At 45.0% G+C, this 15,550-nt stretch carries 15 protein-coding genes; 13 read left to right on the forward strand and 2 right to left on the reverse strand.

The features are described from left to right. Positions 1-44 precede the first annotated feature (44 nt). Positions 45-857 carry an exodeoxyribonuclease III gene (gene xth / locus IPP67_06610; protein MBL0338827.1) on the reverse strand — a complete coding sequence of 271 codons (813 nt, stop codon included), beginning with the start codon at positions 855-857 and terminating at the stop codon, positions 45-47. 104 nt (positions 858-961) lie between these two features. Next, a complete protein-coding gene (gene erpA / locus IPP67_06615) occupies positions 962-1,339 on the reverse strand; it encodes an iron-sulfur cluster insertion protein ErpA (GenBank protein MBL0338828.1) in 378 nt (125 codons plus the stop codon). 186 nt (positions 1,340-1,525) lie between these two features. On the opposite strand from erpA, the gene IPP67_06620 reads away from it, so the two are divergent. The 13 genes from IPP67_06620 to secD all read left to right on the forward strand — a co-directional run bounded on the left by IPP67_06620 (position 1,526) and on the right by secD (position 15,543). Continuing rightward, positions 1,526-2,767 carry a deoxyguanosinetriphosphate triphosphohydrolase gene (locus IPP67_06620; protein ID MBL0338829.1) on the forward strand — a complete coding sequence of 414 codons (1,242 nt, stop codon included), beginning with the start codon at positions 1,526-1,528 and terminating at the stop codon, positions 2,765-2,767. A gap of 78 nt (positions 2,768-2,845) precedes the next feature. Next, positions 2,846-4,606 (forward strand): arginine--tRNA ligase, encoded by a 1,761-nt coding sequence (locus tag IPP67_06625; GenBank protein ID MBL0338830.1) that lies wholly within the window; start codon positions 2,846-2,848, stop codon positions 4,604-4,606. Then, positions 4,603-6,108: an SPOR domain-containing protein gene (locus IPP67_06630; protein MBL0338831.1), complete on the forward strand. Its 1,506-nt coding sequence runs from the start codon at positions 4,603-4,605 to the stop codon at positions 6,106-6,108. Before IPP67_06625 ends, IPP67_06630 begins: the two co-directional genes overlap by 4 nt. Then, entirely contained in the window at positions 6,108-7,055 is a 948-nt protein-coding gene (nagZ, locus tag IPP67_06635; GenBank protein ID MBL0338832.1) for a beta-N-acetylhexosaminidase, read from the forward strand. Before IPP67_06630 ends, nagZ begins: the two co-directional genes overlap by 1 nt. Before the next feature lie 144 nt (positions 7,056-7,199). Then, a complete protein-coding gene (locus tag IPP67_06640) occupies positions 7,200-7,880 on the forward strand; it encodes a site-2 protease family protein (GenBank protein MBL0338833.1) in 681 nt (226 codons plus the stop codon). A 209-nt stretch (positions 7,881-8,089) separates the two neighbouring features. After that, on the forward strand, positions 8,090-8,743 hold the full coding sequence (locus IPP67_06645; protein MBL0338834.1) for a porin family protein: 654 nt from the start codon (positions 8,090-8,092) through the stop codon (positions 8,741-8,743). Positions 8,744-9,041: 298 nt separating this feature from the next. After that, on the forward strand, positions 9,042-9,275 hold the full coding sequence (gene tatA, locus IPP67_06650; protein ID MBL0338835.1) for a twin-arginine translocase TatA/TatE family subunit: 234 nt from the start codon (positions 9,042-9,044) through the stop codon (positions 9,273-9,275). A 62-nt stretch (positions 9,276-9,337) separates the two neighbouring features. Then, on the forward strand, positions 9,338-10,543 hold the full coding sequence (gene tatC / locus IPP67_06655; protein ID MBL0338836.1) for a twin-arginine translocase subunit TatC: 1,206 nt from the start codon (positions 9,338-9,340) through the stop codon (positions 10,541-10,543). 160 nt (positions 10,544-10,703) lie between these two features. Beyond that, entirely contained in the window at positions 10,704-11,981 is a 1,278-nt protein-coding gene (serS, locus tag IPP67_06660; protein ID MBL0338837.1) for a serine--tRNA ligase, read from the forward strand. After that, positions 11,965-12,753 (forward strand): 5'/3'-nucleotidase SurE, encoded by a 789-nt coding sequence (gene surE / locus IPP67_06665; protein ID MBL0338838.1) that lies wholly within the window; start codon positions 11,965-11,967, stop codon positions 12,751-12,753. Before serS ends, surE begins: the two co-directional genes overlap by 17 nt. After that, positions 12,750-13,418 carry a protein-L-isoaspartate(D-aspartate) O-methyltransferase gene (locus IPP67_06670; protein MBL0338839.1) on the forward strand — a complete coding sequence of 223 codons (669 nt, stop codon included), beginning with the start codon at positions 12,750-12,752 and terminating at the stop codon, positions 13,416-13,418. The genes surE and IPP67_06670 overlap by 4 nt, the downstream gene beginning before the upstream one ends. A 112-nt stretch (positions 13,419-13,530) precedes the next feature. After that, on the forward strand, positions 13,531-13,944 hold the full coding sequence (gene yajC, locus IPP67_06675) for a preprotein translocase subunit YajC (protein ID MBL0338840.1): 414 nt from the start codon (positions 13,531-13,533) through the stop codon (positions 13,942-13,944). Positions 13,945-13,965: 21 nt separating this feature from the next. Beyond that, positions 13,966-15,543, forward strand: coding sequence for a protein translocase subunit SecD (secD, locus tag IPP67_06680; GenBank protein ID MBL0338841.1), 1,578 nt, complete (start codon positions 13,966-13,968; stop codon positions 15,541-15,543). Positions 15,544-15,550 lie beyond the last annotated feature (7 nt).

The raw sequence follows: 15,550 nt of genomic DNA on the forward strand, positions 1-15,550 counted from the left end.
CCATCAAGCATATGTTTTAAAACCCATGACCATTCAAATATGCGTTATTCAATTCCCTGGGTTTCTTGATTGTTAAATTGGGCAATAATGGGCACGTGATCGGAAGGTTTTTCTTCAGCCCTGGTATATTTATCAATTGTCACTTGCTGTAAACGGTCGGCGGCTTGGGGCGAGATCAAAAAATGGTCAATCCGTAATCCTTCGGCTCGCGGCCAACGTCCGCCTTGATAGTCCCAAAAGGTGTACAGGTTTTTCTCATTGGTTTGTAGCCGCAAGGCATCCGAATACCCAACATTAAGGATTGAGCGGAAAAACTGCCTTGATTCGGGGCGGCATAGGGCATCATCTTGCCAGGCCACCGGATCATAGACATCATCATCCGTGGGGATGATATTGAAATCGCCACCGATCACCACATTTTCTTCAAAAGCTAAAATCTTTTGGGCATATTGCCGCAATGCTTCCAGCCATTGCAGTTTATATGAAAATTTGTCGCCAGGATATGGATTGCCATTGGGCACATACACGTTAATGACGCGCCAAACACAAGGATTTGTTTCAATGATAGCTTCTACATAACGGGCTTGGGGGTCATGAGCCATTCCGGGTAAAAATTTATTTTCCAGCTGGATGGGATATTTACTTAATATGGCTACGCCATTATAGGTTTTCTGGCCGGATATAAGCAAATTATAGCCCATTTCCTCAATTTCTTTGGCAGGGAAGGTGTCCGCCATTGTTTTGATTTCTTGCAACAAAAGCACATCGGGGTTACGCCGGGATAACCAATTCAATAAATGTGGCAGATGGGCGCGGACGGAATTAATATTCCAGCTGGCAATTGATAATTTTTTCATCAAATCAACAAAATTATTAGTTTAATTGGCATATAAACCAAGTGCTTAATAAAATTCCTTCAATTAAAAATGTCGTTTTCCAAGAATGATTGATGGCTAAGCCATTACATTTTAGGGGCAAAAGAATTGCCGCATCCACAAGATGATTGGGCATTAGGGTTGCGAATTTGAAAGCCAGCGCCGGATAAATCTTCTACAAAATCGATTTCACAGTTCTCCAGAAAGGGTAGGGAAATATGATCCACCAGCAATCCGGTACCAGCTTTTTCAACCAATATATCATCTGGGTTTATCGATGTCTCTAGAGAGAATTGGTACTGGAAACCGGAACAGCCGCCGCCCAACACGGAAAGGCGTAAATATCCCTTTTTTAATTTTTCTTGATGCAAGACATGCAGGATTTGCTTCGCCGCCCTGTCTGTCAAGCGGACATGGGCAGGGGAAGGGTGGGGAGGTGGGGAGGTGTTAAGCGCAAGTTCCATCAGCATTACTCACATGTATAAAACTTCAATTTTAATGACTACCTTTATAATATAGGATCTCTGCCAGCATTATTCCAGATAAAACTTATCCGGTATCAGAAATAAAAAATCATCAAATGTGGTATTTCATTGGCCAGCTTGTTAATTTAAAACGATCAGGTATATGATATATATAATTAGAACCTTATGAAAAATAAGCTAGAGGATTGTGGCTTGCCTTACGTATCATTAGCACCCTTAAAACCTTACGCAACGCAGGCCAGTTCAGGCGGGAAAAGGTTGTATCCCGAGGTAGAAAGCCATTTGCGTTCCCCCTTCCAGCGCGACCGAGACCGGGTTATTCACAGCACGGCCTTTCGGCGGTTAAAGCATAAAACCCAGGTATTTATTGCCCATGAAGGTGACCATTACCGCACACGCTTGACCCACAGCATTGAGGTTGCACAAATTGCCCGTACCATTAGCCGTATTTTGGGTATTGATGAAGATTTGGCGGAGGCCTTGTCCTTAGCGCATGATTTAGGGCATACCCCGTTTGGGCATGCGGGCGAGGATGCTTTGTCTTTGGCCATGCAACCTTATGGCGGGTTCAGCCATAATGAACAAACATTCCGCATTTTAGTGGAACTCGAGAAAAAATATCCGGCTTTTGATGGCTTAAATTTGACTTGGGAATGTTTGGAAGGGGTTGTCAAGCATAATGGCCCTTTGATGGGGAAAATTGACCCGTATCATCCCGCAAAACCGGCCGGGAATCCTATCACATCCTTTATTGTGCAGTATTCTCAGGAGAAACAAGATTTGTTGCTTACCACTTGGCCGGGGATGGAGGCTCAAGTGGCCGCCATTTCTGATGATATTGCCTATAATAACCATGATATTGATGACGGTTTGCGGGCCAATCTTTTTACCCTGGAAAATCTGAAAGAAATTAGCTTAATTCAGGAGACTATTGAAGAAATCAACCAAGAATACCCCTATTTGCAACCGCAGCGGTTACGCCCTGAATTAGTGCGGCGGCTTGTCAATAAAATGGTCTTGGATGTCATTGAATATAGCGCTGCCCAAATAAATAAATACCGCCCCAAACATGTGACCGATATAAGGCTATTGCCGGAGGCCATTGTTTCATTTTCCCCCGACATGGCCAAGCAAGAAAAAATGTTAAAGCAATTTCTGTTTCGTCATATGTATCGGCATTATCAACTGAACCGTATGGCCAAGGGCGCCAAAAAAATGGTTCAGGAACTTTTTGAATATTACATTCAATCCCCGAATTGTTTGCCAGAAGAATGGCAAAAACCTGACCAGCAAGCGCAATCAGCGGGGACGGCAAGATTAATTGCGGATTATATTGCCGGAATGACCGATCGTTTTGCCATCCTTGAACATCGACGCCTGTATGATTCGTTTCACGCCGTCAGGTAAATCCTGTATTGCAAAATCCAAATAGCTTATTATGAGTAAACAGTAAAAATTTTCAAAAGTCTTTTAACGTTGGTGATTATGGATATCTATAAAAATTTCCACGAACAGGTCTTAGCAACAGTCAGTGCCATCTGGCCAAATGAACCCAAATTAATGGAACTTACCCATATCCAAGTGGAACAACCGCGGGAGGCTAAATTTGGGGATATAAGCACCAATGCCGCCATGATCGTGGGTAAAAAATTGGGCATGTCGCCGATGGTGGCCGCTAACCTTTTGCAATCCCATATTGCGAAGTACCCGGAAGTGGCTGAAGTGCATGTGGCAGCGCCAGGGTTCATCAATTGCCGGTTGCATGAAAAAATATGGCAACAGACCTTGAACGACATTTTACAATTGGGAATGGACTATGGCAATAGCAAGATCGGCAATGGCCAACGGGTTAATGTCGAATATGTGTCCGCCAACCCCACGGGCCCGCTGCATTTAGCCCATGCCCGCGGGGCCGTGGTGGGGGATGCCTTGGCTGCTTTGCTAGCCAAGGCTGGATATCACGTAACCAAAGAATATTATATTAATGATGCGGGTGCCCAAGTTGATGTATTAGCTAATTCCACTTATTTGCGGTATCAGGAAGCTTTAGGCGTTGATATCGGCCAAATTCCTGAGGGATATTATCCGGGAGAATATCTCAAAGAAGTGGCTGTTGCTATCGTTCAAAAAGATGGTGATAAATGGTTAAAATCCGCACCAAAAGCTTGGCTGCCTTTTTTCAGGAAATTTGCCGTCGGTTTTTTAATGGAAAATATTAAAGCTGATTTGGCGGCTTTAGATATCCATCATGATCTTTTTTCATCAGAAAAAGCTTTAATCGATCAAGGCGGCGTTACCCGTATGGTTGAGGAATTGGATAAAAGGGGGTATATCTACACAGGAATTTTGGAAGCCCCTAAGGGCAGCAAAGCCCATGAAGATTGGGAACCCAGGCCACAAATGCTTTTCCGGGCAACGGCATTTGGGGATGATGTGGATCGGCCTTTACGCAAATCCGATGGCAGTTGGACTTATTTTGCAACCGACATTGCCTATCAATATAGTAAATTCACGCGCGGGGATACCGTCTTAATTAATGTGTGGGGGGCAGATCACGCCGGCTATATCAAAAGGCTGCAAGCAGCGGTGACCGCCGTTACCGATAAGCAAGGACAGTTGGTGGCCAGAATTTGCCAGATGGTAAGGCTGCTGCGGAATGGCCAGCCTGTTAAAATGTCAAAAAGGGCCGGAACCTTTATTACATTAAAAGAGGTGATGGATGAGGTGGGCCGGGATGTTGTACGCTTTATCATGCTAACCCGTAAGAATGATGCGCCTTTAGATTTCGATTTGGCGAAAGTGATTGAACAATCACGCGATAATCCGGTCTTCTATGTGCAATATGCCCATGCCCGCGCTTGTTCCATCCTGCGCCGGGTGCAGGATGAGCAACCCCAGTGGAAAATAAGTCATCAATCCCTTTTAAAAGCAGATAAGACCTTATTGGCAGATGAGGCGGAAATAGCTTTGATCAAATGGATGGGAAGTTGGCCCAAGGTGGTTGAGGCGGCCGCTTTAGCACAAGAGCCGCACCGGATTGCTTATTACTTATATGACCTGGCTAATTTATTCCATATATTATACACAAAAGGTAAAGCGAAGGATGAAAGTTCCTTGCGGTTTATTATAGCCGATCAACCCGCGATAAGTTTTGCAAGATTAGCCCTGGTGCAATCCTTGGCAAATGTGATAAGCTGTGGGCTGAAAATTATGGGCGTTGAACCAGCAAGGGAGATGATAGGATGACCCCCGCACAATCAGCTTACAAACAGCCTTTTATGGATAATATGGCAGGTGGCAATCACCCGGATAATTCGCAAACCACAGATCATGTAGCGAATCAGCACCTGCGTCATCCAACAGGTAATACTTGGATTAATCGGCCTATTGATATGGAAGATTGGCGGGAAGATCAGCCTGTTGCAAGACAAGAATGGTCATTGCAGATAGATGATTTTAGTTTAGGGGGTGTCCCCACCCAAGACAAATCCGGTAGCGGGCCGACCGAATCTTTCCAACAGCCGGAAACATGGGAGGATGATCAATCCTATGACCAAACTCCCGAAAATAATTCTTTTTACGCGCAAGCACCCATGCAGCCGAAATACCAGACCCATGCTACTTTTCCTCAAAATTCCGGCAACAACTTAGAATCTAGCCAACGTTCCAGCCATCCAGGTAGTTCTGTGTCACCGACGATGGCTAGTCAGCATTTGTCAGCACCCGCAACGCCTTATGCCCAACCGGCGTCATTTACGGGGAATGCCAACCCACATTTTTCCGCAGCAACGGCGCCAGAAGAATCATGGGATGAACAGGGTATCCCGCAAGACGCGTACGCCGATTCGCAAGATGAATATGCGGCAGAAGATACCGCAGAAGATACCTATGAATCAAACGTTCCGCAATTTCTGCAAGGTCAAGCGGCTTCATCCCCCAAACCTTCCGAAAAAGCTTATCATTCTAATAATGCCGCGCCTAAATGGCGGAAATTTACGTATATAGCTGGTGGCTCTTTGGTGGTTATGGTCATTGCTGTCTTGGCGATGTGGCCAGCCAGTAAAAAACCTGCATCTGGTGGGGTTGAAACCTTGCCCTTGATTACGGCAGAAGCAACCCCGGTAAAAATTAAGGCTGAGCCTAGTTCTTCGGGTGATCCAGCGACGGGCGACCTGCAAATCTATCAAGGGATGAATGGGGCTAATTTCGATCCTGAGGCAGTGGAACAATTATTGCCTAGGGGAGAAAACCCCCAGAATCCGTCGCAACTTGCCCAAATAGATAATCCGAACGGCAATAATGATTTAGGCAATCCTAATAACGCCAATAGTGGCGTTCCTGTTAATAATGCGTTAACAACTATTTCCTTAGATAGGCCACCGGTAAAACCACTGGTAACCGGGGCAGTACTAACACCTACAAATGCGGGGGTAGCTGCTAATAATTCTTCACCACCCCTCACGCAGCCGACCGCTATTACAACACCGGCCAGTGGTATTTATTATGCCCAGCTGGCCTCCGTACGTACGGTTGATGGGGCGCAAGCCGCCGCATCAAAATTCCAGCGCGATTTAGGTAGTGTTTTAGGGAATGTTAAAACATCTGTGAAACAAGTGGATTTAGGGGCGGGTAAAGGCATCACCTACCGTGTTGTGGTTGGGCCTGTGCTTGACCGTAATACAGCCAATACTTTGTGCCAAAGTATCAAGGGTAAAGGGCAAGATTGTTTTGTTGCCGTTATGCCATGATCAGCCCGGTTATTTTTGGGCTTTCGGGAAAGCATCTAACCGCGGCTGAAAAGAAGTTATTAAAGCAGGTTGAACCTGCGGGATTTATTTTTTTCAGCCGCAACATTGAAGACCCTAAGCAATTAAAAGAATTGATCGAGTCCATTTGTCAAATACAAGGGACTAAGAAACGGTTGCTGTTGATTGATCAGGAAGGGGGGCGCGTATCCCGCTTAAAGCCGCCTTATTGGCGATTGCCGCCGCCTGCAAAGTATTTTGGCAACATGGCCAAGGCTAATCCAGCCCAGGCAAAAAAAGAATTGGAGCATAATGTCCATTTAATAGCCAGGGATTTACATGATCTAGGCTTGAATACCGTATGCGCCCCTGTCCTTGACCTGATTATTGAGGGACAAGATCCCATTATTGGTGATCGCGCTTTTGGGGATGATCCCCAGTTGGTCGCAAAAATGGGGCGGTGGCTTGCCGAAGCTTATATAACACAAGGCATATTGCCGATTATTAAGCATATCCCCGGGCATGGCCGGGCTTTGGTTGACAGTCATCATCTGCTACCTAAAATTACGACCGATCTTAAAACCCTGGGGCAAAGCGATTTTATTCCTTTCCAATCTTTGGCAGATATGCCAATGGCGATGACGGCCCATGTGCAACTAATGGCCGTGGATCCACGGGAAACAGTCACGACTTCCCAGCAAGTGATCCAAGAAATCATTCGGGGTATGATCGGGTTTAAGGGAATATTATTATCCGATGATATTGCCATGAAGGCTTTATCCGGTTCGGTTGCGGAGCGGACGATAAAATCCCTTCAAGCAGGTTGCCAGCTTATCCTTCATTGTAATGGCAATATAGATGAAATTCAGGAAATGATTGCAGCTGCTGGGAAGGCTGATCTTGCCACCCAACAGGCGTTCGAACAATTATGGCAAAATTATTTGCGGTAAATATTGCTGGCGCCCTATTTTTGCTGATGAATATCCCATCAATTTTAAAAATAGTCCCTAGCCGTCGACATTCCCCATCATCATTCCTATATCATCCAGTGTGTTGCATGTTCCCTAAAACTTTATGAGGTAATAACAGCTAAGATGGAAAATATTTTACAAAACCTATCAATTATCGCTTTGCCTATTTTATTAGCCATTACCTTGCATGAGGCCGCCCATGGGATTATGGCAAAATGGCGGGGGGATGATACCGCTTATAAATTGGGCCGGGTTAGTTTAAACCCTTTGAAACATGTTGATTTGTTTGGAACCATAGTAATGCCCGTGTTATTGTATCTGGCAAGTTCCGGCAGTTTCTTATTCGGCTATGCGAAACCTGTTCCTGTCAACGTCCAAAAACTGTTTGTCCCCAGAAGGGATATGATTTTGGTTGCTTTAGCAGGGCCATTGATAAATTTGTTGATTGCCATGCTATCGGCCTTATTGCTCAACCTTACGCATATTTTGCCGGAATATGCCCAAAATTGGGCGGAACAAATGTTACTTTTTTCCATATTTTTTAATGTGCTCATTGGCTTGTTTAATTTACTACCTATCTTGCCGCTTGATGGTGGCAGGGTGTTATGGGGGATGTTGCCACCCGCCTGGGGGCGTATTTTTGCCCAAAGTGAAAAATGGAGTTTCCTGGCTTTATTAGCGATCATCATCTTATTGCCCATGGTTGGCCAGCAATTCGGGCAAGATTGGAATATTATTCGCACGATCATCGGCGGGCCCACAGAGAAAATTGCCGAAAAAATTATTCAAATAGCGGTGTTTTAGGATTTTTCTGCTTTTTCTTCGGATGACAATTTGTTTCAGATCATTTTTTGCAGTGGAATTATTCTAAACAGGCTGTTGTTGGCGATATTGTCATAAACTGTAATAAAACGTTTGTTGCTATAGTTAAGCATAATATTTAATAATTGGCACCAATATATATCGACAAGTTATAGTATTGTTTGAGTTGTTTTATCATGAAAGGATTTATTATGAAAAAATTAATTTCGATTGCTGCCTTAGCTGGAGCCCTTGCTTTAACCGGCCCTGTTGCCCAGGCACAGGATACAGGTTTATATGTTGGGTTAAAAACATCCTTGTTCTTTAGCCCAAAGGCGCAGAACAATTTAGAAATTAAGAATTTTAACACATTAAATCAGAAACTGAGCACGGGATTTGGTTTGAATGCAGCGGTTGGCTATGATTGGGGTAAATATTTGCGGACAGAATTCGAGTTTGGTTATAAGTTCCAAAAAGCGGATAGTCTTTACCTTGGGGGCCAAAAAGTTGTTGAGACGAATGGTAAAGTGCGTCAATTCACCATGATGTCGAACATATATGTCGATGTTCCCGTAGCTGCCAATTTCGAAGTTTTTGCAGGGGTTGGCTTAGGGATTTCGGTGATTGGGGCGCACAACTATACAGTTGAAGGGCAAGATATAAAGATCATTAAAGGCGGTAATGCTGCCTTTACCTATCAATTCATGGCGGGTGTGAGTTATGGCTTGGCCAGCAATTTGGATTTAGTGTTAGAATATCGCTATACCCAAACCGTACAAAAGAGTGTTAAAAATGATGCTGGGCTTCGGATTAAAGCTGATTTCAATGCCCATAACATGGGTGTGGGTATCCGCTTCAAATTCTAAAAGAACTAAAAGATAATCCGTTGACACATAAAAGCCGGAAAGATTTCTTTCCGGTTTTTTCTTTTCCTTCAATAGAAAAAAAGATACAAGGTGGCCTTATAAGGATTATCAGAGATAGGTTGCCAGTTCCTTGTAAAAGCTTATAATGTTTGTCATGCAATCATTGTCGATCGATATATTTCAAAGGCAAGGGGAAATGCCATGTATTTTAAACGGTTGCCAAATACCCGTTTATTCTTATGATGGATACATTGCCTAACTGACTTAATAAGGTAGATATTTGAAGGAGGGTTTGTCGATGGGTAGTTGGAGTTGGGTTCACTGGTTAATTGTTTTAGGGATTGTCTTGGTGTTATTTGGCGGTGGCGGAAAAATTCCCCGGCTGATGCGTGATTTGGGCCAGGGCGTGACGGCTTTCAAAAAGGGCATCAAAGAAGACAAAAACCCGAAAGACAAGATCGCTGCGCCAAATGAAGAAAATTCAAATGTCAAGATATCAACCAATAATCGGGATGAAGGGGAAAAATCATAAAAGTCTTTAAGACTAAATCTTAAAGCAGCGAAGTACTGATCAGGTTTTAGGGTTCAAGAAGCATGTTCGATATTGGTTGGAGTGAAATTTTTATCATTGCTTTCCTGGCCTTAATCTTATTAGGGCCTAAGGAAATCCCCGTTGTTTTGCGGACGGTGACCCACTTAGTGCGGCGCCTTCGTGGGGTTGCCGCTGATTTTCAGCAGGGGATGGACAAAATTATTCGGGAAACCGAATTGGATGAAATGAAAAAAGATCTACAAAAAATCAATCCCCAGCAACTTTCCCAAAACATCGAATCCGCCATCGATTTACCTTCATTTGGAACTAACCCGATGGATATTCTGGAACCTCAGCAAAAATCAAACACAGCTTTTGAAACCAAGCCGCTTTCATCTGCCGCCGCAACCAAAGCGGGCGCTGATACCCTATCCTTGACAACCAATCCGCCCGCAGGTGAAAAAGATCCCCTTATGATGAGCGAACAATCAGAAAAAACCATGCCCTTGCTGGAACATTTGGTGGAGTTACGCCGGCGTTTGCTCTATAGCGTGGTGGTCTTTTTACTGCTCATGGTGGGATGTTTTTATTTCGCGCAAAATATTTTTGATTTTTTGGCGAAGCCACTGGCAAATATTTTGCTGCAACAAACCGGACGACGATTTATTTTTACCGATCTAACCGAATTTCTTTTCACCCAAATCAAAGTCTCTTTTTTTACAGCGCTCAGCATTGCCTTTCCGTTATTTGCCCATCAATTATGGAAATTCGTAGCTCCCGGGTTATATAAACAAGAACGACTGGTGTTGTTACCTTTTTTAATGGCCAGTCCTATATTATTTATGGCCGGGGCAGCGTTGCTTTATTATGTGCTGCTGCCCTATGGGTGGGAATTTTTGCTCAGCTTCCAAACTGCAGGCGGTCAAGGGACTTTAGCGGTGGAATTTGAGGGGAAAGTGAGTGAATATGTAGGCTTAATTATGAAATTAATTTTTGCCTTCGGTATTTGCTTCCAATTGCCTGTGTTGCTGATTTTACTGGTTCGCGCCCGTATTTTGACAGCGCAATCCTTAGCCAAGAAAAGACGCCATGCTATTGTTTTGGTTTTTATTGTGGCTGCTGTTGTCACCCCCCCTGATCCTTTTAGCCAGGTTGCCCTGGCGCTTCCTTTGGTTGTTTTATACGAGGTGTCAATATGGTGCGCCCGCCTGATTGAAAGAAAACGCAAGCAAGTGAAAAAAGATGCTGATGATGCTCCAAAATCTTAAAGCAACCAAAAGAAGACTGGCGAAATAAAATAAGTGCTGATTGTAAACTTTGCTTGACAAATAGCTTGTTCCTTAGAAACTAGAATAATGAAAAAAGCTTGATAAAATATGCAAGCCAAAGGCTTTTAAAAACGAATTCTTTCTGATCCGCAGGCAAATAATGATCGATATAAAATTTATCCGTGACCATCCGGGCGATTTCCAAAGTTACTTGAATAGGCGCGGGATTAAGATGGATCCCTCGGAAATCCTTAAAATTGACAGCGAACGTCGTCATGCCATTACCGAATTGCAATCATTGCAGCAGCAACGCAATGATTTGTCCAAAGAAATTGGGCAAGCGCGAAGTAATAAATCCTTATCCGAAAAATTAATGGCCCAAGTTGCTGCCATCAAAATTTCCATGGAAAGCTTCGAGAAGAAAGAAAAAGAACTAACCGAAAGGCTGGAGCAATTCTTGTTGCATATGCCAAACATCCCCCTCGCGGAAGTGCCGGTTGGAAAAGATGAAAAAAGCAATGTTGAGGTGAAGCGTTGGGGGACACCTAAAACATTTTCTTACCCGGTGCTTGCGCATGATGATCTGGGGGAAGCGTTGCAGCTGATGGATTTTAAGGCGGCGGCCAATCTTTCAGGATCGCGTTTTGTGGTATTAAAAGGGGTGCTGGCGAAGCTCGAGAGGGCTTTGGCTTCCTTCATGCTGGACTTGCATACCCAAGAATTCGGTTACACCGAAATTTTACCCCCCTTTTTGGTCAGGGATCAGGCTTTATTGGGTACCGGTCAACTGCCAAAATTTGCCGATGACCTTTTCCGCACCACCCAGGGCTATTGGTTAATCCCTACCGCCGAAGTGCCTTTAACCAATTTGGTGGCTGGCCAAATCCTTGATGAATCCCAATTACCTTACCGGGTTACCGCCTGGACCCCTTGCTTCCGCTCTGAGGCGGGGGCTGCTGGCCGGGATACCAAAGGAATGTTGCGTCAACATCAATTCAGCAAAGTCGAGTTGGTAAGCATTGTTCAGCCGGAAAAATCCGCTGCCGAACATGAACGCATGACGGCTTGCGCGGAGACGGTTTTAGAGCGCTTAGGATTGCCTTACAGGCGTGTTTTACTATGCTCCGGCGACATGAGTTTTACGTCGCAAAAAACCTATGACCTGGAAGTATGGTTGCCTGCCCAAAAACAATACCGTGAAATTTCCAGCTGTTCCAATTGTGGGGATTATCAAGCGCGTAGGATGCTGGCCAGGTTTCGCAGCAAGGGCCAGAAAAATACACAATTTGTGCACACGCTGAATGGTTCTGGGCTTGCCATCGGCCGCACTTTAATCGCCGTCATGGAAAATTATCAGCAGCCGGATGGGACAATTTTGGTTCCTGATGTGTTAAAACCTTATCTGCCCGGAGTGGAAGTCATTGGCAAGCCCCGTTAAAACATTAAATGATATTGCCCAATTAAGGATTTTGGTTACGAATGATGATGGCATTTTAGCGCCAGGAATCAAAGTATTACAAAAAATAGCCATGTCGCTTAGTAAAGATGTTTGGGTGGTGGCGCCAGCCGTTGAGCAAAGCGCCACCGCCCATTCCCTGACCATTCGTAGGCCCTTAGAGGTCAGAAGATTATCCCCCAGGCGTTTTGCGGTGGAGGGCACGCCAACCGATTGTGTCTTGCTTGCTGTTAATCAATTGATCAAAGGGCGAAAACCGGATTTGGTGTTATCAGGGGTTAATCGGGGCGCTAATTTGGGCGAAGATATTACCTATTCTGGCACGGTTGCCGCGGCAATGGAGGCCACTTTGCTGGGCATACCGGCCATTGCCTTCAGCCAGTCGCGGCATAAACAACATGTGTATTGGACGGTTGCCGAACATTATATTCCCGAAATTATCAAAAAAGTTCGGGATATGGCCTGGCCCAAAGGGGTGTTGCTGAATGTTAATTTTCCCCATTGTCCGGTCAATGAAGTGAAAGGAATCCGTGTGGCAGCCCAGGGCTTGCGGATTGGTGCGGTTCAAGTGAAAGCGGTGGAAGACCCAACCGGCAGGCCTTATCTTTGGATTGGTGATTTTAGTGACCATGCCCCTCAAGGTAAGGAAAGCGATTTAGAGGCGGTGCAAGCCCACTATGTTTCTGTTACCCCCCTGCATTTAGACCTGACCCATTACCCTACCTTACAAAAATTGCAGAAGGTTTTTACGTGAGTCTAGAGGCCCGAAAAATACGCTTGATTATGTTGTTGCGGCGTTCGGGTATTGCCGATACCCAAGTGCTATCGGCAATCGAAAAAATCCCTCGGGAAACTTTTGTGCCGCAATCATTCCATGATCGGGCTTATGAAAATGAAACATTGCCGATTGGTTATGGGCAAACCTTAAGCCAGCCCCAGGTGGTGGCTTTAATGACGCAGTCGTTAGAGCTTAATAAATCGCATAAGGTACTGGAAATTGGAACTGGCTCGGGATATCAGGCATCCATTTTATCTTGCTTGGCACGGCGGGTTTATACGATCGAACGATATCGCCCCTTATTGCAGCAAGCCGAACAACGTTTTGCCGCTTTACGCTTAAGCAATATCGTCACCAAATATGGGGATGGCAGTTTAGGTTGGCCGGAACAAATCCCATTTGACCGTATTATTTTAACGGCCGCTGCGGGCGACATGCCGGAGCGGCTTTATCAGCAATTAGCGGTGGGTGGCATTATGGTTTTGCCCATCGGCCCGGAACGAGGCGAGCAAAAAATTTTAAGGGTCATTAAAACAGCAGAAGGGCCAGTTTATGAAGAGGGGCCCAAAGTGTTTTTTGTCCCCTTGATTTCTGGGGCATTACCAGATGACAAAGGAAGCAATAGGAAAACCATTGCCTAGATAAAATGTAAAATCATCCGATGTAGGCGTTGCAATTTATGAACATCACGGTATAGTTCATCGGTTGATAAAAAATAAAAATTATATATGAAATTAATTAAGGGTATAAACGATGTGGATTAGCCAAGCTTTCGCCCAAACTGCAACTGAAACCAGCGCCCCAACACAAAATACGCCAAGTATTTTGATGAATGTGTTGCCGTTAGTACTAATATTTGTCATCTTTTATTTCTTGTTGATCAGGCCCCAACAACGGAAAATGCGGGCTCACCGGGCCATGGTGTCCGGGTTGCGTCGCGGCGATAAAATTTTGACCTCCGGCGGTATTATCGGGGTGGTTCACAAAGTGTTGAATGATGGCGAAATCCAGGTGGAAATTGCTGAAGGGGTGCGGGTTCGCATTGCCCGGGGTTCGGTGAATGAAATCCTTTCAAGGACGGGGGATGGCAAAGATCAAGATAATCAAAGTGAAGACAAAAAGGATCTTGCCATTGCTGCCCCGACCTCACCCAAAGGAAATAAATAATCAATATCGGATTATAAACGCATGCGCCTATATGTTAGCCGTTGGAATAGTGTAGCAATTTGTGCCCTGCTTTTAATGATGGCCTTTATTGCCGGGCAAAACCTTTTTTCGAAAGAGGATGTGGCGAAGCTTCCCAGTTGGTTGCCTAAAGGTCATGTAACATTGGGGCTTGATTTACAAGGTGGGGCGTTATTGTTATTAGAGGTTGACACCGCCAGTGTTGTCCGCACCCAGCTGAACAATGCGTTAGATGTTGTCCGCACCACCTTGAAAGAATCAAATATTGCTTTCAGACCGTTAACACTGAACAGTGATAATATTAATATTCAATTGGTTCGCGCCTCTGATGCAAGTTTGGCCCAGGAAAAATTGAAAGAATCCTTAACGGATTTTGTCGTGGCAGCGGACGAGCAGGCAAATCTGGTGCTAAAGATTAAAGAGAGCGCTTTAAACAATATTAAAGCGCGCGCTGTCAACCAATCAATCGAATCGATTAGGCGGCGGGTTGATGAAACTGGTACGCTAGAGCTAAGCATCCAACGGCAGGATGAAGATCGCATCATATTACAAATACCCGGTATCAAAGATTTAACCCAGATTGAAGAGCGGTTGGGTAAAGTTGGCCGGCTGACATTCCAACTAGTGGATGAAACCGTTTCCCAAGACGCCATTAGAAGGGGCGATATACCTGCTTCATCCCAAATTGTGCAAATGGCTGATTCGGAAAATGCAGGTGTTGCGGCGTTGGCTTTACAGCGGCGGATTATTGTGACGGGGGCAGAATTAAGTAATGCCAGCTACACGCTGCATGAGGGCAGCCCGGCGGTTGCATTCCAATTTAATTCGGCTGGGTCCAAGCGTTTTTCAGAAATGACCCGGGAAAATCGTGGGAAGCGTTTCGCGATCGTTTTGGATAATAAAATTATCAGTGCGCCGCGTGTTGACAGCCCAATTTTTGGCGGTTCGGGGGTTATTTATGGCAGTTTTACGGAAGCAAGCGCTGCTGAATTGGCATTGCTCCTGCGGGCTGGTGCCTTGCCTGCGCCCTTGAAGGTGCAACAAAATACCTTGGTGGGGCCTGAATTAGGGGCGGATTCTATCGCTGCCGGTAAAATCGCCTGCCTGATTGCCATTATCTTCATCGGCATCGCTATGATTTTATTTTATGGGTTGTTTGGGTTGTTTGCCAATATCGCCTTATTATTTAACGGGATTTTATTGTTGGCATTGCTTTCCTTATTAGGAGCCAGCTTAACTTTACCCGGCATCGCCGGTATTGTTTTAACCTTGGGTATGGCGGTTGATGCCAACGTGCTGATTTTTGAACGCATTCGGGAAGAAATGCGGAATGGCCGCAGTGCTTTGTTGGCTTTGGATTATGGGTTTAACTCGGCGCGCGGCACAATTATTGATGCGAACTTAACCACCTTGATCGCTTCCTTGATTTTATTTTTCTTAGGAGGGGCAGGGCCTGTTCAGGGTTTTGCCATCACTCTGTCTTTAGGGATCATTACGTCTGTCTTTACCTCCATCACCGTTACCCGGATGGTGATTGGCTGGTGGCATAAATTAACCCACGCTAAAGTTGTGCCGCTTTAAAGCGGAC

This window comes from Rhodospirillaceae bacterium (assembly GCA_016722635.1).
Taxonomy (GTDB): Bacteria; Pseudomonadota; Alphaproteobacteria; order JAEUKQ01; family JAEUKQ01; genus JAEUKQ01.